General features: G+C 66.4%; 18 protein-coding genes. 8 read left to right on the top strand and 10 right to left on the bottom strand.

Translation table 11 applies throughout. The features are described from left to right. Positions 1 to 35: 35 nt before the first annotated feature. The 5 genes from EO141_RS10195 to EO141_RS10175 form a co-directional block, all read right to left on the bottom strand. Entirely contained in the window at positions 36 to 344 is a 309-nt protein-coding gene (locus EO141_RS10195) for a DUF3861 family protein (protein WP_104583084.1), read from the bottom strand. Positions 345 to 436: 92 nt separating this feature from the next. Next, the gene (locus tag EO141_RS10190) at positions 437 to 1,015 is read right to left on the bottom strand and encodes a M23 family metallopeptidase (protein WP_127169119.1); all 579 of its coding nucleotides are present in this window, start codon (positions 1,013 to 1,015) and stop codon (positions 437 to 439) included. A gap of 177 nt (positions 1,016 to 1,192) precedes the next feature. After that, positions 1,193 to 1,618 (bottom strand): HU family DNA-binding protein, encoded by a 426-nt coding sequence (locus tag EO141_RS10185; protein WP_104583086.1) that lies wholly within the window; start codon positions 1,616 to 1,618, stop codon positions 1,193 to 1,195. A gap of 601 nt (positions 1,619 to 2,219) precedes the next feature. Further along, a complete protein-coding gene (proC, locus tag EO141_RS10180; protein ID WP_127169118.1) occupies positions 2,220 to 3,074 on the bottom strand; it encodes a pyrroline-5-carboxylate reductase in 855 nt (284 codons plus the stop codon). Positions 3,075 to 3,148: 74 nt separating this feature from the next. Further along, the gene (locus EO141_RS10175) at positions 3,149 to 3,841 is read right to left on the bottom strand and encodes a YggS family pyridoxal phosphate-dependent enzyme (protein WP_127169117.1); all 693 of its coding nucleotides are present in this window, start codon (positions 3,839 to 3,841) and stop codon (positions 3,149 to 3,151) included. A gap of 324 nt (positions 3,842 to 4,165) precedes the next feature. On the opposite strand from EO141_RS10175, the gene EO141_RS10170 reads away from it, so the two are divergent. From EO141_RS10170 to EO141_RS10155, 3 genes are all read left to right on the top strand, one after another. Continuing rightward, positions 4,166 to 5,203, top strand: a complete 1,038-nt coding sequence (locus tag EO141_RS10170) for a type IV pilus twitching motility protein PilT (protein ID WP_104583089.1) — start codon at positions 4,166 to 4,168, stop codon at positions 5,201 to 5,203. Between the two features lie 128 nt (positions 5,204 to 5,331). Further along, on the top strand, positions 5,332 to 6,462 hold the full coding sequence (locus EO141_RS10160) for a PilT/PilU family type 4a pilus ATPase (protein ID WP_016902355.1): 1,131 nt from the start codon (positions 5,332 to 5,334) through the stop codon (positions 6,460 to 6,462). Between the two features lie 272 nt (positions 6,463 to 6,734). Continuing rightward, a complete protein-coding gene (locus EO141_RS10155; protein WP_164739170.1) occupies positions 6,735 to 7,409 on the top strand; it encodes a YitT family protein in 675 nt (224 codons plus the stop codon). A 13-nt stretch (positions 7,410 to 7,422) separates the two neighbouring features. On the opposite strand, the gene EO141_RS10150 is transcribed toward EO141_RS10155, so the two are convergent. From EO141_RS10150 to EO141_RS10140, 3 genes are all read right to left on the bottom strand, one after another. Next, positions 7,423 to 8,322 (bottom strand): DUF72 domain-containing protein, encoded by a 900-nt coding sequence (locus EO141_RS10150; RefSeq protein ID WP_127169116.1) that lies wholly within the window; start codon positions 8,320 to 8,322, stop codon positions 7,423 to 7,425. Between the two features lie 466 nt (positions 8,323 to 8,788). Beyond that, a complete protein-coding gene (locus tag EO141_RS21700) occupies positions 8,789 to 9,001 on the bottom strand; it encodes a hypothetical protein (RefSeq protein WP_241236646.1) in 213 nt (70 codons plus the stop codon). Between the two features lie 90 nt (positions 9,002 to 9,091). Then, entirely contained in the window at positions 9,092 to 9,631 is a 540-nt protein-coding gene (locus EO141_RS10140) for a DNA-3-methyladenine glycosylase I (protein WP_127169115.1), read from the bottom strand. A gap of 345 nt (positions 9,632 to 9,976) precedes the next feature. On the opposite strand from EO141_RS10140, the gene EO141_RS10135 reads away from it, so the two are divergent. From EO141_RS10135 to EO141_RS10110, 5 genes are all read left to right on the top strand, one after another. Beyond that, positions 9,977 to 10,543 (top strand): YqgE/AlgH family protein, encoded by a 567-nt coding sequence (locus EO141_RS10135; protein ID WP_115677633.1) that lies wholly within the window; start codon positions 9,977 to 9,979, stop codon positions 10,541 to 10,543. Further along, the gene (ruvX, locus tag EO141_RS10130) at positions 10,536 to 11,003 is read left to right on the top strand and encodes a Holliday junction resolvase RuvX (RefSeq protein WP_104583092.1); all 468 of its coding nucleotides are present in this window, start codon (positions 10,536 to 10,538) and stop codon (positions 11,001 to 11,003) included. The genes EO141_RS10135 and ruvX overlap by 8 nt, the downstream gene beginning before the upstream one ends. A gap of 15 nt (positions 11,004 to 11,018) precedes the next feature. Next, entirely contained in the window at positions 11,019 to 11,966 is a 948-nt protein-coding gene (locus tag EO141_RS10125) for an aspartate carbamoyltransferase catalytic subunit (RefSeq protein ID WP_104583093.1), read from the top strand. Positions 11,967 to 12,228: 262 nt separating this feature from the next. After that, on the top strand, positions 12,229 to 12,669 hold the full coding sequence (locus tag EO141_RS10115) for an OsmC family protein (protein ID WP_104648124.1): 441 nt from the start codon (positions 12,229 to 12,231) through the stop codon (positions 12,667 to 12,669). 146 nt (positions 12,670 to 12,815) lie between these two features. Beyond that, on the top strand, positions 12,816 to 13,412 hold the full coding sequence (locus EO141_RS10110) for a glycine zipper 2TM domain-containing protein (RefSeq protein ID WP_164739147.1): 597 nt from the start codon (positions 12,816 to 12,818) through the stop codon (positions 13,410 to 13,412). Between the two features lie 128 nt (positions 13,413 to 13,540). On the opposite strand, the gene EO141_RS10105 is transcribed toward EO141_RS10110, so the two are convergent. Together EO141_RS10105 and EO141_RS10100 are read right to left on the bottom strand one after the other, a co-directional pair. Beyond that, positions 13,541 to 14,422, bottom strand: coding sequence for a PhzF family phenazine biosynthesis protein (locus EO141_RS10105; protein ID WP_127169113.1), 882 nt, complete (start codon positions 14,420 to 14,422; stop codon positions 13,541 to 13,543). Positions 14,423 to 14,453: 31 nt separating this feature from the next. Next, positions 14,454 to 15,332, bottom strand: coding sequence for a PhzF family phenazine biosynthesis protein (locus tag EO141_RS10100; RefSeq protein ID WP_127169112.1), 879 nt, complete (start codon positions 15,330 to 15,332; stop codon positions 14,454 to 14,456). Positions 15,333 to 15,496 lie beyond the last annotated feature (164 nt).

Genomic DNA, 15,496 nt, shown 5'->3' with positions numbered 1-15,496 from the left:
ATATGCGCAGTGTAGCGATCACCGCGGCGTCGGTCTCAGCTGCCGGGAGCCGGCTGCACGCGCTGCAGGCGCTCCAGCAACAACTGCAGTTTTGGCCGCAAGGCCTCCAGCGCATCGCTTGGCTGCGCGCGCGGGCGGGCGGCCAGGTCTTCCAGCAGCTGCGAACCGACGGTCAGTGCGGCACATTCGTCGCTGCTAAGATCGCGTCGCAGGTGCAGTTCCTCGAGCAACCGCATCCAGTCGGCACGCGAGCGCTGTTCGAATTCGATGGTGCAGCGATCGCTGCAGGGGCGGCCATCGCTCTCGATGGGCGTGACCGTAATGCGATAGCGTTTTCGGGACATGGAAAGGGCGTCGTTCCTTGGGCTGACTCCACCATAGGCGCAGCCAGCAACGGCCTCGATAGCGCGGGCCATGACGCAGTGTTCCAGCATGCTCACTGTGCCGGCTGTGGCACGGGTTTGCGCAGCAGCGGCAGCGGATCGTACGCACCGTTGCGCCCATAGACACCATAGTGCAGATGCGGCGGCGTGCCGCGCGCGTTGCCGGTGGTGCCGACCATGCCGAGCCGTGTGCCGGGCTCAACGACATTGCCAACGGCCAGGCCGGCGGCCCAATCGTCCAGGTGCGCATAGTAATGGCGTTCCATCGCCGGCCCGAGCACCCAGACCTGTTTGCCGCCCAGGCCTTGATCGCGGATGGCACTGACCACCCCGCGCGTCGCGGACAGCACCGGCGTGCCGCGCGGCGCGAAGATATCCACGCCGGCATGGCGTCGGTCGCGACCGCGCGGTGCGCCGAAGGTATCGGCGATGCGGCGCGCCTGCACCCCTTCGACCGGTACCGATAACTGCGCCGGTGGCGGCATGCGCGACAGCTCCCAGCTGGTGCGCAGTTGCTCGGCAATCGGCAATTGCCATGCCCAACGCGCCGCCACACCCAGGACGCACAGCAGTGCAATCGACACCAGCAGGCGGCGCAGGCGACGTGCAGGGCTGCGGGCTGCCGATGGCATCGGTGTGGATGGGCGGGGAGACGATGGATCGGTCACATGCACCTGCTGCGTTGCGAATCAGCGTGCAGGGTAGGCAAGTGCCGATGAGCGGCATGTGGGTAGTGAGGCGGGCGGTCACGTGCGCAAAAAAAAAGACGGCCCGCAGGCCGCCTTCGTGGCACCGGAGGCATGCTCGGATTAGAGCGCGGCGTCCTTCAACTTCTTCAGCAGGCGCGCCTTGACCTTGAAGCTGGCCGGCTTCGCTGCAAAGGTCTGCTCTTCCTTGGTGAACGGGTTGATGCCCTTGCGCTTCGGCTTGGCCGGCACGTGGACGCTGGTCAGCTTCAGCATGCCCGGCAGGGTGAACGAGCCGGCGCCCTTCTTGTTCAGCGACGAATGGGCGGCCGTTTCCAGCGAAGCCAGAACGGCGCGAACGTCCTTCGGAGCCAGCTGGGTGGATTCGGCAATGTGCGCGACCAGGCCGGTCTTGCTCAGCGCTTCCTTGATCGGCTTCGGCGCAGCGGACTTGGCAGCAGCGGCCTTGGCCGGCTTTGCGGTCTTGGTCGCGGCGACCTTTTTCACTGCCTTCTTGGGGGCAGCCTTCTTAGCGGCGGTTTTTGCCATGAGTTATGTGTTCCGTGATCGTTGGTGGTGTTGGGTCTGCCGACCCGGTCGGCAACGCGAAATGTAGGGCAACTGCTGCGCGCCGCCAATAGGCAAACGATGAAACAACCGAAAAAAAGCGTCTTTTGACGGGGATTCGTTCACCGCTGGCAGAAAACCCCCGCCAAAGCGCTGTCGAAGCGGCTGCAATGCGCATGGCGATGCGGTGTCTGACGCACAGCAGCAGGTCCTTTGCGCGAAGGCATGTGTGCTTTTTTGCAGCGCGCTCGGTGCCGAGCGTCGCTCACGGTGTGCTGCCGGCGGTGGCGTTCGCTGCCGCGATCAGCGTTGCTGCGTGGCTACGCCTTGCAGGAGACGTCTGGCGTTGCCGGCGGTTGGTACGCGTACCAGAGGCCTTGTTCGATCCGTCGATCCGCTGCGTTCGCGCTGTTGCTGCCATGTGCGCCAGTCACGTGCGCCGGGTTTTTTCCTGCACCTGGCAGGCACCGATGCGCGACGCGTCGTGACGGTTCCACCGCACAGTCGCCTTGGCACTCCCGCGCGCGGCACGGCCGGCCGCTGCGAGACATTCCTGCTTTGGATGATGTCCCGTCACCGTCGACTAATCATTGGCCGCCGACAAGCTGCGGCCGCGTTCGGTCGCTGCGGCAATCGCCTGGGCGGTGAGCGCTTCGAACTGGCCGGCCTGAAAAGTTTCGATTGCCGCCTGCGTGGTGCCGTTGGGCGAGGTCACCCGGCGGCGGAGCAGCTCCGGTGCTTCGCCCGATTCGGTCAGCATGCGCGAGGCACCGAGCAGGGTCTGCAGCACCAGTGTGCGTGCGGTCTCGGCTGGCAGGCCTTGCGCACGCGCGGCGGCTTCCATCGCTTCGGCCAGCAGGAACACATAGGCCGGACCGCTGCCGGAGACCGCGGTCACCGCGTCCATCTGCGCTTCGTCGTCGATCCAGACGGTGACACCGGCGCTCTCCAGCAAGCCGGTTGCCTGCGCGCGTTGCTCGTCGGACACGCGGGAATTGGCATACAGCCCGGTGACGCCGGCACCGAGCAGCGCGGGCGTATTGGGCATCGCGCGCACCACCGCAAGGTTGCCGCCGGACCAGCGCTCCAGCTGCGGCGCGGTGATGCCGGCGGCGATGGACAGCAGCAACGGCTGTTGCGCCTGCGCAAGATCGGCCAGCTGCGCGCATACCGCCGGCAGCACCTGCGGCTTGACCGCCAGCACCCAGACGGCTGCGCCGTCCACCGCGCTGCGCGCCTGCTCCACGGCATGCACGCCGAAATCGCGCGCCAGCGCATCGCGCAGTTCGGCCACCGGCTCGGCGACGCGGATGCTGGCAGCGGGGACGCCTTGCCGGATCAGCCCGGCAATCAGGCTGCGCGCCATGTTGCCGCCACCGACGAACGCGGTGAGCGCAGCGGCAGTAGGCGAGGGCGCGGGGGCGGAGGGCAGAGTCATTGCGACACCTTAAATAAGAGGAAGCAGGATAAGAGGGCGCAGCGACGCTGCGCGCGGCTGACCGGAAAGCATGCTCAGGACGCTGCGGCAGCCGATGCCGCGCGTTCGCCGAACAAGGCAGTCCCCACCCGTACCATGGTCGCGCCAGCTGCGATCGCTTCGGCAAAATCCGAACTCATGCCCATCGACAAGGTATCCACCTGCGGATACCGGCGCTTGAGGTCTTCGAACAGGTTCTGCATGCGGGTAAACGCCGCCATGCGGCGCGCCTGCTCGGGAAACGGCGCGGGGATCGCCATCAGGCCGCGCAATTGCAGCTGCGGTTGCAGCGCGATGGCTGCGGCCAGGCCGTCGACGGCCTCCGGCGCGCAGCCGTGCTTGCTGTCCTCGTCGTCGATATTGACCTGGATCAGCACATTCAACGGGGCGCGATCGGCCGGCCGGTGCCTGGCCAGCGGTGCGATCAGCTTGGCGCGGTCCACGGTCTGCACCCAGTCGAACCACTGGCTGGCCAGTTCGGCCTTGTTGGATTGCAGGTGGCCGATCAGGTGCCACTCCAGGCCCAGCGCCTGCAGCCGGGCAATCTTGGTTTGCGCTTCCTGCACGTAGTTTTCGCCGAACGCCCGCTGGCCCTGCGCCGCCAGCGCGGCAACCGCATCCGCCGGCCGGGTCTTGGACACTGCCAGCAGGCGCACATCGGCGCGCGCGTGCCGAGCCGCGGCGGCGTGGATGGCATCGAGAATCTGCTGCAGCGACGAAGCCGGCACGTGGCAATCCAGGCGAGAAAGGAACGCTATAGTGCCGCCCCCGGCAGCGTCCTTCCAGCGGGGTTGCCGAATCGGGCCGGCCAAGGACGCTGCACCGGCGCGCGGCGGTGCCGGGACCGGCCGCAGGCGTGGCGAGCCGGCAGTCGATGTCCGAGCCGGACCAGGCAAGGAGCGTGCCCGTACCGCAGCCCCAAACCAACGCCTTCAGGCCCGCCCGATGGTGCCGGCCTGAACCGGCCGCGCGCCGCTTCCCGCCGGCAGCCAGAACGCTATACTGCCGCTTGGGGAGTAACTTCCAATCGCAGCCTAGGGGAAAAGCAGCGCATGGATATCGCTGAACTATTGGCGTTTTCTGTCAAGAACAAGGCATCGGACCTGCATCTGTCGGCTGGCTTGCCGCCGATGATCCGTGTCGATGGCGATGTCCGTCGCATCAATATTCCGGCCCTGGACCACAAGCAGGTACATGCGCTGGTCTACGACATCATGTCGGACAAGCAGCGTCGCGATTACGAGGAATTTCTTGAGGTCGACTTCTCGTTCGAGATCACGTCGCTGGCGCGCTTCCGCGTCAATGCGTTCAACCAGAACCGCGGCGCCGGTGCGGTGTTCCGTACCATTCCGTCCGAAGTGCTGACGCTGGAGGACCTGGGCTGCCCGCCGATCTTCCGCCAGCTGATCGACCAGCCGCAGGGCCTGATCCTGGTCACCGGCCCGACCGGTTCGGGCAAGTCGACCACGCTCGCCGGCATGATCGACTACATCAACAAGAACGAATACGGCCACATCCTCACCGTCGAGGATCCGATCGAATTCGTGCATACCTCGCAGAAGTGCCTGATCAACCAGCGCGAAGTGCACCGCGACACGCACGGCTTCAACGAGGCGCTGCGCTCGGCGCTGCGCGAAGACCCGGACATCATCCTGGTCGGCGAATTGCGCGACCTGGAAACCATCCGCCTGGCGTTGACCGCCGCCGAAACCGGCCACCTGGTGTTCGGCACCCTGCACACCAGCTCGGCGGCCAAGACCATCGACCGCATCATCGACGTGTTCCCGGCCGGCGAAAAGCCGATGGTGCGCTCGATGCTGTCCGAATCGCTGCGTGCGGTGATTTCGCAGGCGTTGCTCAAGAAAGTGGGCGGCGGGCGTACCGCTGCCTGGGAAATCATGGTCGGCACCCCGGCCATCCGTAACCTGATCCGCGAGGACAAGGTGGCGCAGATGTATTCCTCGATCCAGACCGGCCAGCAATACGGCATGCAGACGCTGGACCAGCATCTGCAGGACCTGGTCAAGCGCAGCCTGATCACTCGCAACCAGGCACGCGAATACGCCAAGGACAAGCGGATCTTCGAGTGATTCGGGAATAGGGAGTCGGGAATGGGGAATCGCAACAGCAGGTTTCCTGACCGGTCCCGGCTCCCGGTTGCTGGCTTTCCCGATTCCCGATTCTCGATTTCCCATTCCCGGCTCCGAAGGAGCACGCCATGAGCACCATCGACTTCACCTCCTTCCTCAAGCTGATGGCGCACCAGAAGGCGTCGGATCTGTTCATCACCTCGGGGATGCCGCCGGCGATCAAGGTGCACGGCAAGATCAGTCCGATCACCCAGACGCCGCTGACCGCGCAACAGAGTCGCGACCTGGTGCTGAACGTGATGACGCCGTCGCAGCGCGAAGAATTCGAAAAGACCCACGAGTGCAATTTCGCCATCGGCGTGTCCGGGGTCGGGCGCTTTCGCGTGAGCTGCTTCTACCAGCGCAACCAGGTCGGCATGGTGCTGCGCCGGATCGAAACGCGCATCCCCACGGTGGAGGAGTTGAGCCTGCCGCCGGTGATCAAGACGCTGGCGATGACCAAGCGCGGGATCATCATCTTCGTCGGCGCCACCGGTACCGGCAAGTCGACCTCGCTGGCGGCGATGATCGGTTACCGCAACCAGAATTCCACCGGGCACATCATCACCATCGAAGACCCGATCGAATTCGTGCACAAGCACGAGGGCTGCATCATCACCCAGCGCGAAGTCGGCATCGATACCGACAGCTGGGAGAACGCGCTGAAAAACACCCTGCGCCAGGCGCCGGACGTGATCATGATCGGCGAGGTGCGCACCCGCGAGGGCATGGATCACGCCGTGGCCTTTGCCGAAACCGGCCACCTGGTGCTGTGCACCCTGCATGCCAACAACGCCAACCAGGCGATGGACCGCATCATCAACTTCTTCCCGGAAGACCGGCGCAACCAGCTGCTGATGGATCTGTCTCTCAATCTCAAGGGCGTGGTCGCGCAGCAGCTGATTCCGACCCCGGATGGTCGCGGCCGGCGTGTGGCGATGGAGATCATGCTGGGCACGCCGCTGGTGCAGGACTACATCCGCGACGGCGAGATCCACAAGCTCAAGGAGATCATGAAGGAGTCCACCAACCTGGGCATGCGCACCTTCGATCAGAGCCTGTTCGAGCTGTACCAGGCCGGCGAAATCAGCTACGAAGACGCGCTGCGCTACGCCGACTCGCAGAACGAGGTGCGCCTGCGCATCAAGCTCTCGCAGGGCGGCGACGCCAAGACCCTTGCCCAGGGCCTGGATGGCGTGGAGATCGCCGAGGTTCGTTGAGCGATTGCAGGTGTGCTGCCGTGGCCGATGGCCGGGGCATGCGCTGAAGCAGGATGGCCTGCGCCGGGCGCGGCGTGTTGCTGACTGCAGCTGTCCGGTGCGCGATGCCAGCGGCGGATGGCGCCGCAGCGACACGGGCGCAGCGGACGGCGCGGACGGTGTGATGTTTCAGATGTAACCAGGTGCGCCGATAGTGTCTAATATCCGCACCCCACCGCAGTGCCCAGCCCGTGAGCCTTCCCGATTCCGATCTCCGTCCGGAGCAAGAGCCGTTGCCCGACGACGGTGCCGTGTTCACCTCCGGCCCGCTGACGCCGCCGCCGGATTCGGCCGGTACCAGCGCCGATGACCACGCGTATCACCACTCGGTGGCCGAGGATGCGCAAGGCATGGTGCTGGCGACGTTGGTGGCATCGCTGGGGCTGGCGATCTTCGCCAAGGGCGGCCTGATGATCGGTGGCATGGCCGGGGTGGCTTTCCTGCTGCACTACGCGTTGCACTGGAATTTCGGCCTGGTGTTCGTGCTGGTCAACCTGCCGTTCTATTGGTTGAGCGTGCGCCGCATGGGCTGGGAATTCACCTTGAAGACCTTCGCTGCGGTGGGCGCCTGCGGGGCCTTGACCGACCTGCTGCCTCGTTGGGCCGACTATGCGCACATGAGCACATTGTTTGCCGCAGTGGTGGGCGGTGCGTTGGCCGGGCTGGGCATCCTGTTCTTCATCCGCCACCGCGGCAGCCTGGGCGGCATCGGCATCCTGGCGGTGTATCTGCAGCGCGAGCGCGGCTGGAGTGCGGGCAAGGTGCAGATGAGTTTCGATGCGATACTCATGCTAGTCGCGTTCTTCGTGCTGACGCCGGACAAGGTACTGTATTCGGCCATTGGCGCGCTGATGCTGAGCCTGGTGCTGATGTTCAACCACCGGCCGCACCGCTACATGGGCGTGTGAGCGCGCAGCGGAATTACACGACCTCCTCGCGCGCCGGGCAGTCTGTGGGCAGGTCCAGTCGCTGCATCAGGCCGCGCGCATCGAACGGTGCGTGCACCTTCATGTCGTTGTCGAAATAGCAGTACACGTCGCGCCGCGCGCGCTTGCTGGCACGCGGCCCGACACGCTGCGCATCGGAGGGCTCACCGCCTGCGGCCCAGGCCGCGATCCGCTCGCGCCAGCGGTCCAGAGCGTGGTCGCTGTAGCCGCTGGCATACAGCTGCGCGTCGCCATGCAGCCGCAGGTAGACAAAGTCGGCAGTGACATCCTCCAGGTACGGAAACTTGCCTGCAGTGTCGGCCATCACCACGCCCACCTTGTGCTTGCGCAGCAGCTTCATGCAGGACGGGTCGCAGAAGCTGGAATGGCGCATTTCCAGCGCATGCCGTAGCGGGCGCTTGCGATCGACGCTCAAGGCCGTGCGCCCATGCATCAAGGTGGTGTCGCGTTTGCGCGCCAGGGTGAGTGCCGCCTCGGTGTCGTGCGGCAGGTTGGAGAGAAATGCATCCAGCACCGCTGCGTCAAAGCGCAGGCTTGGCGGCAATTGCCACAGGATCGGCCCTAGCTTTGGCCCCAGCCGCAGTACGCCGGATGCAAAGAAGTTGGCCAGCGCCTGTTCGCAATCGCGCAGCCGCTTCATATGCGTGACAAACCGCGGTCCTTTGACCGCGAAGACGAAGTCGTCCGGCGTCTCGTCATGCCAGCTCTGGTAGCTCTCCGGCCGCTGCAGCGAATAGAACGAGCCATTGATTTCCACGCTGGGAAAACAGCGCCCGGCGTAGGCCAACTCGCGCCGCTGGGCCAGGCCAGTCGGGTAGAACGTGCCGCGCCAGCGTGCATAACGCCAGCCTGAAATGCCGATGCGGATGCTCATGTGCCGACCATGCCGCGACGGGTGTGCAGTGATCGTGGATGCTGCGGCAAGGCCGCGTCATCTAGTGCGCCGCGTGCGTGCGAGTGGATAAGCGGGACGGCATCGTCGAAACGATCGCGCCGCTGCAAGGCGGGCGCGGCCGGTGCGCGGAGTAGGCATGGAGCGCGCGCCGGTACCCGCCTGGTGCGCAATCACTGTCTGGCTGTACCTGTGGGCGTGGGGGCGGCTGCGCGGAAGCCATCGTTATGACCCGCAGCACTGTGATTTGGGTAAATAGACCGGTGCCGCCCACATAGGCGTCATCCAGCAGATCGCGTTGGCCGTCCTCGTCCAGGTCGATCAGGGTGTAGTGGTGGCTGCGGTTCTCGGAGAGATCGTCTGCTTCGCTGGTGGTGCGCGTGCGTTAGGCTTGCAGCGCGTGCCACTCGGCATCGGTGACGCCGGCCGGCTGCGTGGGTGACACTGCCTAGGAGTCTTCCGCCGGATCCGGGCTCGCAATGTCGAAGCTTTGCCCGCTGGTAGCGGCGTAGCGTTTCATCACGGTGTCGATGGGCGTGGGGTCGCTGGCCGGCACGGCGGCAATGTCACGGCGCAACTGGTCCAGCACCTGTGTCAGCGAAAGCCCAGGCACCTTGTGCGCGTCTGCCTGCGGCACTGCCGCGGCGAAGGCAATCAGCAACGCTCAGCGAGCAGCGCAGGCGAGAGGTGTGATGCGGTGTGGCCGCGGCACGGAGTGCTGGCGCCCCGCACGCGGCACGCAGGGTGTCGCTCACGCGCTGCGCATCCAGGGCGGCGACAGTGCCTGAATGTCCGCAAATACCGGGCACTCGGGATGGTGCGCGCCGGGCAGGTAGCCCAGGCTCATCAGGAATTCGCCAGTGATCTCGCCGCCGGTGAAGCGGAAGGTCTTCTTGAACAGCTTGACCCAGGCGGCTTTGTCGAGCGGGTGCTGCGCGTCCAGCCATTGCGCGAAGCTGCCGTGCGTGGTGCGCAGCTGCTGGATGATCTGCGCGTTGTGGATGGCTGCCAGCACCTTCAAGCGGTTGCGGATGATGCCGGCATCGCCGAGCAGCCGTGCGATGTCGCTCTCGCCATAGGCCGCCACCGTGTCCACGTCGAAGCCGCCGTAGGCGCGCTGGAAGTTGCCGCGCTTGCGCAGGATGGTTTCCCAGCTCAGCCCGGCCTGATTGATCTCCAGCACCAGGCGCTCGAACAGCTCGGACTCCTCGCGTTGCGGAAAGCCGTATTCGTGATCGTGGTAATGGCCATGGACCGGATGGCCTGGGGCGATGCTGCAATAACCGCTCATGAGATGCCTGTTGTTGATGGACCGGTTGTAGGTGGACCGGCTGTGAGTGGACCAAGGGCCGGCGCTGTGGCCGGGAATCCGATGCACGGCCACAGCGACCGAACAGCGACGCGTGGGTGGATAGATCGACTGCCGTACCGGAGCAGATCGATCGCGGTAAGGCACAGCCTGTAGGGCCGCTGCGCAGCCGCCAGCAATCTGAATGGGCCGGTCTTGCCTGACGGACCATCGGTGGCGTCTGCAAGGTCCAAGTCCATCGGCCACATCGGCAGTCCAATGACGCCTGGGTGCAGCAAGTATGGCAGCGGCTCTGCGCGCGGCGAAGCGAACGGCTAGAATGCGGCCATGTCCGTTTTGCCCACGCCTCTGGCCAACCAACTGCTGATCGCGCTTCCGGCGCTGTCCGATCCCACCTTTTCGCGTAGCGTCGCGCTGATCTGCCAGCACGACGAGAACGGCGCCATGGGCGTACTGGTCAACCGGCCCTCCGAGTACACCCTGGGCGAGGTCCTGTCGCAGATGGGCATCGACACCGTCGACGACCACCTGCGTGAGCAGGTCGTGCTCAGCGGCGGGCCGGTGCACCCGGAGCGCGGCTTCGTCATTCACGACGATGCGCGCGACTGGGATTCCAGCCTGGAAGTGGGGCAGGGCGTGTACCTGACCACCTCGCGCGACATTCTCGAAGCCATGGCGGCCGGCGAAGGCCCGCGCAATGCGCTGGTGGCGCTGGGCTGTGCCGGCTGGGGCGCGGGGCAACTGGAATTCGAACTGGGCGAGAACAGCTGGCTGACCGCGCCGTCGGACGCCAACGTGCTGTTCGCCACCGCGCTGGAAGATCGCTGGCAGACCGCTGCCGGGCGCATCGGCGTGGATCTGTTCCGGCTGACGGATTATTCCGGGCATGCCTGAGGCGGGCGCGATCCGCCCCGATGGCACGGTGCTGGGCTTCGACGTGGGGTCGCGCCGGATCGGCGTGGCGGTCGGTACCGCATTGGGTGCCGGTGCGCGTGCAGTGGCGGTCATCCCTGTGCATGCGAATGGCCCGGACTGGGTCGCGCTGGACCGCGTGCACAAGGAATGGCGCCCCGACGGCCTGGTGGTCGGCGACCCGCTCACTCTGGACGACAAGGATCAACCGGCACGCAAGCGCGCACATGCCTTTGCCCGCCAACTGCGCGAGCGCTATGCGCTGCCGGTGGTACTGATCGACGAGCGCTCCAGTTCGGTCGAAGCTGCGCAGCGCTTCGCGCGCGAGCGCGCCGACGGGCGCAAGCGCCGCCGCGATGCCGAGGCGCTGGACGCGATGGCGGCCGCGGTGATCGTCGAACGCTGGTTGGCCGCGCCCGACCAAGCCACCCTTCTTCCCTGACACTCCCGACCTGCGATGACCACCATGCAACTCGATTCGGACGGACGCCTGCGCCACCTGCTCACCCTGGAAGGACTGCCGCGCACCACGCTGCTGCAACTGCTCGATCGTGCCGGCCAGATCCGCGACGCGGCGGTGGGGCGCGTAGGCAAGCGCAGCGTGCTCGCCGGCACCGCGGTGTGCACGCTGTTCTTTGAACCGTCCACGCGCACGCGCAGCTCGTTCCACCTGGCTGCGCAGCGGCTGGGCGCGGACGTGCTCAATTTCGATGCCTCGACCTCCTCGACCCGCAAGGGCGAGACCGCACGCGACACCTTGAAGAACCTCGAGGCGATGGGCGTGCGCGGCTTTGTGGTGCGCCATCCCGACGACGGTGCGGTGGAAGCGCTGGCCGCGGCCGCAGGCGAGGGCACCGCGCTGATCAATGCCGGTGACGGCCGCAGTGCGCATCCCACCCAGGGCCTGCTGGACATGCTCACCCTGCGCCAGGCCAAGGGCACCGATTTTTCCAAGCTCAAGGTGGTGATTGTCGGCGACGTGAAGCACTCACGCGTGGCGCGCTCGGACCTGCATGCACTGCGCACGCTGGGTGCCGGCGAGATCCGCGTCTGCGGTCCGGCCAGCCTGCTGCCAGACGACGACATGCTGGACGGTTGCGTGGTCGGCCAGGACTTCGATGCCATGCTGGACGGTGCCGACGCCTTGATGATGCTGCGCCTGCAGCGCGAGCGCATGGAAGAAGGGCTGGTGCCGTCGCTGGAGCAGTATCACGCCGACTACGGACTCACCCGCGAGCGCCTGGCACGCGCCGGCCGTGATGCCGCCGTGCTGCATCCGGGCCCGATCAACCGCGGTGTGGAAATCACCGACGAAGTCGCCGACGGCGCGCAATCGTGCGTGCTGCGCCAGGTCGCCAACGGCGTGGCGGTACGCATGGCCGTACTGGAAACCCTGCTAGGTTGAACCAGCCCGGCGACGCGACCGCGCATCCACAATGCGGTCGCGGTCGCCGCCGGCCGAGCGTCTTCGCGCAGACGCTCGCAAAGCCCTTGCGATCAGAGCGCACGCAGCCTGCTCTTACCATTCCCATTCCCATTCCCGATTCCCGATTCCCGACTCCCGACTCCCGACTCCCGACTCCCGAATCCCGAATCCCGAATCCAGGCACCACGCCATAACATCCACTCGCCTATCGTGACCGCTCCTTTCATCGCAGGAGATCGCAATGGGTATTTCACGTCACGCCACCGCTCACTGGGAAGGCGACCTCAAGACCGGCAAGGGCCAGCTCAGCACACCGCAGAGCGGGCTGATGGACAAGACCCGCTACGCCTTCAGCAGCCGCTTCGGTGACGAGAAGGGCACCAACCCGGAAGAACTGATCGCCGCCGCGCATGCCGGCTGCTTCACCATGGCGCTGTCCGCACAGCTGAGCGAAGCAGGCTTTCCGCCCACCTCGCTGGACACGCGTGCAGACGTGGACCTGTCGATGGAAGGCGGCCCGCAGCTGTCGCAGATCCGCCTCAAGCTCACCGCCGTGGTGCCGGGGATCGACGAAGCCAAGTTCCGCGAGCTGGCCGATGCCGCCAAGAAGAACTGCCCGGTGTCCAAGGCGCTGAGCGCGGTGCCGATCAGCCTGGAAAGCGAGTTTTCCAACCAGGCGTGATCCCTGTGCGTGCGCCGGCGATGGTGGCCGGCGTACGCAGCTGGCGGCGACCTGAATAGGGCTTTGCAGGGGGCGGTTCGGTTCAGGGCGGTTTCACTGGCGCAGGCCGAGCATCGGCTGCGTGTCCTCCCTGTGAAGCTGCTGCAATGAAAACTCTCGTGCTTGGTGCTCTGGTGGTGGGTCTGGCCGTTGCAGGCAATGCAACCGCGCAGCGCTATGACGGCGGCTACAACGGACGTGGCAACTACGAGGATGGTCGCTACGAATACGCGCGAGTGGTACGCGTGGACCCGATCATCGTCACCGATACGTACAACGAGCGCAGCAGCGAACGCTGCTACAACCGCCCGGCCGACGGCTACTACACCAGCAACGATGGTTACTACCGCGATGGTGGCAGCTACGGCCAGGCCGGCGTGTCCAATCGCGGGGTGGCCAGCGTGATTGGCGGAATCGCCGGTGCGGTGCTCGGCAGCCAGGTCGGCGGCGGCAATGGCCGCCTGGTTGGTACCGCCGTCGGCACCATGGCCGGGGTCGCGGCAGGCCGCTCGATCTACGAAGCCAATAATCGTAACTACCAGGGCAATGTCAGCGTCTGCGAGCCGGTGTCCTACCGCCGCGAACGCGATCGTGTCGATGGCTACGACGTGACGTACGAATACGCGGGCCGCACCTATCACACGCGTAGCGATTACAACCCGGGCGATCGCATCCGCGTGCGCGTGGACGTGCGTCCCGACTGACCGGTGTGGTGTCGCGCGCTGCGGTCAGGTAATCGACATCAGCCTCTTGAATGACGAAAACGCTGTGGGAGGCCACAGCGTTTTTCGTTTCGACCCAGGCGCGCGTCAGCCGCAGGATCAGGCGGCGATCACGCCCAATCCAGCGTGCCGCGAATCACCGTCTGCACCTGGCCGCCCGACCACACGTCGCCATTGGCATCGATGCGCAATTCCAGCAGGGCGTCGAAGCCGATCTCGCGGCCCTGGCTGACCACATAACGGCGTTCCTTGCCGGGCAATGCGTTGCGACTGTCCAGCCAGGCGGCAAGCACCGCATTGGCCGCGCCGGAGGCGGCATCTTCGAAGCGCCGGCCATTGCCGACGAAGGCGCGCACCGCCAGATCGTAGGCGCCGGGCGCTGCGGCGCCGGCATAGGCGAACACGCCCATGCTGCCGGTGGATTCGGCCAGCGCGGCGATCGCCTCCCAATCAGGCTGCAGGCCGCGCAGTGCCGCCTCGCTGGCCAGTTCCACCACCCACCAGGTGCGGCCGCCGTCCATCAGCGCGGGCGGCAGCCCGCCGAGGGGCCAGCCGCGCAATGCATCGCGCAGGCGCGGGTCGTCGGCCTGCACTTGCTCGGCCACGCGCGCGCGCGGGGTGCGGATGGCGATGCTGCGGTGACCTGCGATCTGCTCCACGCGCAGCGGCAACTGGCCGGCGATGCCGTCCTGGATCAGCACACCGTCGTCGGGCGCGGCCAGGCCGGCCTCCAGCACCGCATGTGCGGTGCCCACGCTGGGGTGGCCGGCAAACGGCACTTCCTTTTGTGGCGAAAACATCCGCAGCCGATAACTGCTGTGCGCGTCCGGCGCCGCAAACACGAAGGTGGTTTCCGGCAGCCTGGTCCAGCGTGCGATGGCCTGCATCGCGGCATCGTCCAGGCCTTCGGCGTCCAGCACCACTGCCAGCGGGTTGCCGCTGCCGGGGCGGGCGGAGAACACATCCAGTTGCAGGAAGCGGCGGGTGGTCATCGTGGCGGATCCGCGAACAGGGCGCGGCAGCTTACCAATCGATGCGGCCTTCGATCACTTGCCTGGTCGTTCCGCCGATCCAGACCTCGCCTTGGTGATCCACCTCCACGTGGACGCGGCCGTCGCGGCCGACCTCGCGGCCCTGGCTGGCGACATAGCGCGACGCCTCGCCCGGTACGCGTCCCTGGCCGTGCAGGCACGCAGCAATGCAGGCGTTGGCGCTGCCGGTGACCGGATCTTCCGCAATGCCGTCGCCGGGGCAGAAGGCGCGTACCACCAGGTCTGCGTCGCCATTGGCCTGCGGCGCGTAGATGGCCAGGCCGGTGGCCGCGCTGGCCTGGGTCAGGCGGGTGATCGCAGACAAATCGGGCGTCGCCTGGCGTACCGCCTGCGCGTCGGCCAGTTCCAGCAGCCACCAGCCGGGGCCGTTGTTCCAGAGGGCGGCCGGGTGGTCGGCCACGCGCAGACCCGCGCAGGCATCGTGCAACGCCGCGGCATGGATCGCGCCGGTCTCGATCGCTTGCGCACGCGGTGCCTGCAGCCGCACCAGCAGGGCGCCATGCCGGTCGATCACCTGCACCGGCTGCACGCCCGCCGCACATTGCTGGCGCATCCGGCCGTCCGGCTTGAACGCCACCAGCCCGTGGGTTGCCGCCGCCCATGCGGCGCCGACGCTGGGGTGGCCGGCAAACGGCAACTCGGCGCGCGGGGTGAAGATGCGGATGTGGTAATCCGCATCGGGCGCGCTGACCGGCAGGAAAAAAATCGTCTCCGACAGGTTCAGCCACGCGGCGATCTGCTGCATCTGCGCGGACGACAACGCCTGCGCGTTGAGGACCACGCCCAACGGATTGCCGTTGCCGTGCTGGCCGCCGAAGACATCCAGTTGCAGGTAGCGATGCTTGCTCATGGGGCATGGATCTCGATCGATGGAATGCGCGCGATGGTTGCAGCGCAAACCGTTGCAGTAGTGAAAGCGGCGCTCGGCATGCTGTGACCGCACGCGGGGTCATGCGGGCGACATTGGCAGTAGAATCGGAGGTTCCGCCCGGCGTACCGGGCGTTTTCCCCTCA

The organism is Xanthomonas sp. BRIP62415, assembly GCF_003993515.1.
Lineage (GTDB): Bacteria > Pseudomonadota > Gammaproteobacteria > Xanthomonadales > Xanthomonadaceae > Xanthomonas > Xanthomonas euroxanthea.
The sequence above is the reverse complement of the archived record's forward strand: the minus strand, read 5'-3'. Positions and strand labels throughout refer to the sequence as shown.

Coding starts and splice junctions, on each gene's coding strand:
- ruvX (WP_104583092.1), top strand. CDS start 10,536: ATGCCTGAGGCGGGCGCGATCCGCCCCGATGGCACGGTGCTGGGCTTC.
- EO141_RS10110 (WP_164739147.1), top strand. CDS start 12,816: ATGAAAACTCTCGTGCTTGGTGCTCTGGTGGTGGGTCTGGCCGTTGCA.
- EO141_RS10185 (WP_104583086.1), bottom strand. CDS start 1,618: ATGGCAAAAACCGCCGCTAAGAAGGCTGCCCCCAAGAAGGCAGTGAAA.
- EO141_RS10195 (WP_104583084.1), bottom strand. CDS start 344: ATGTCCCGAAAACGCTATCGCATTACGGTCACGCCCATCGAGAGCGAT.
- EO141_RS10160 (WP_016902355.1), top strand. CDS start 5,332: ATGAGCACCATCGACTTCACCTCCTTCCTCAAGCTGATGGCGCACCAG.
- EO141_RS10170 (WP_104583089.1), top strand. CDS start 4,166: ATGGATATCGCTGAACTATTGGCGTTTTCTGTCAAGAACAAGGCATCG.
- EO141_RS10190 (WP_127169119.1), bottom strand. CDS start 1,015: ATGCCATCGGCAGCCCGCAGCCCTGCACGTCGCCTGCGCCGCCTGCTG.
- EO141_RS10115 (WP_104648124.1), top strand. CDS start 12,229: ATGGGTATTTCACGTCACGCCACCGCTCACTGGGAAGGCGACCTCAAG.
- EO141_RS10125 (WP_104583093.1), top strand. CDS start 11,019: ATGACCACCATGCAACTCGATTCGGACGGACGCCTGCGCCACCTGCTC.
- EO141_RS10150 (WP_127169116.1), bottom strand. CDS start 8,322: ATGAGCATCCGCATCGGCATTTCAGGCTGGCGTTATGCACGCTGGCGC.
- EO141_RS10100 (WP_127169112.1), bottom strand. CDS start 15,332: ATGAGCAAGCATCGCTACCTGCAACTGGATGTCTTCGGCGGCCAGCAC.
- EO141_RS10105 (WP_127169113.1), bottom strand. CDS start 14,422: ATGACCACCCGCCGCTTCCTGCAACTGGATGTGTTCTCCGCCCGCCCC.
- EO141_RS10140 (WP_127169115.1), bottom strand. CDS start 9,631: ATGAGCGGTTATTGCAGCATCGCCCCAGGCCATCCGGTCCATGGCCAT.
- EO141_RS10135 (WP_115677633.1), top strand. CDS start 9,977: ATGTCCGTTTTGCCCACGCCTCTGGCCAACCAACTGCTGATCGCGCTT.
- proC (WP_127169118.1), bottom strand. CDS start 3,074: ATGACTCTGCCCTCCGCCCCCGCGCCCTCGCCTACTGCCGCTGCGCTC.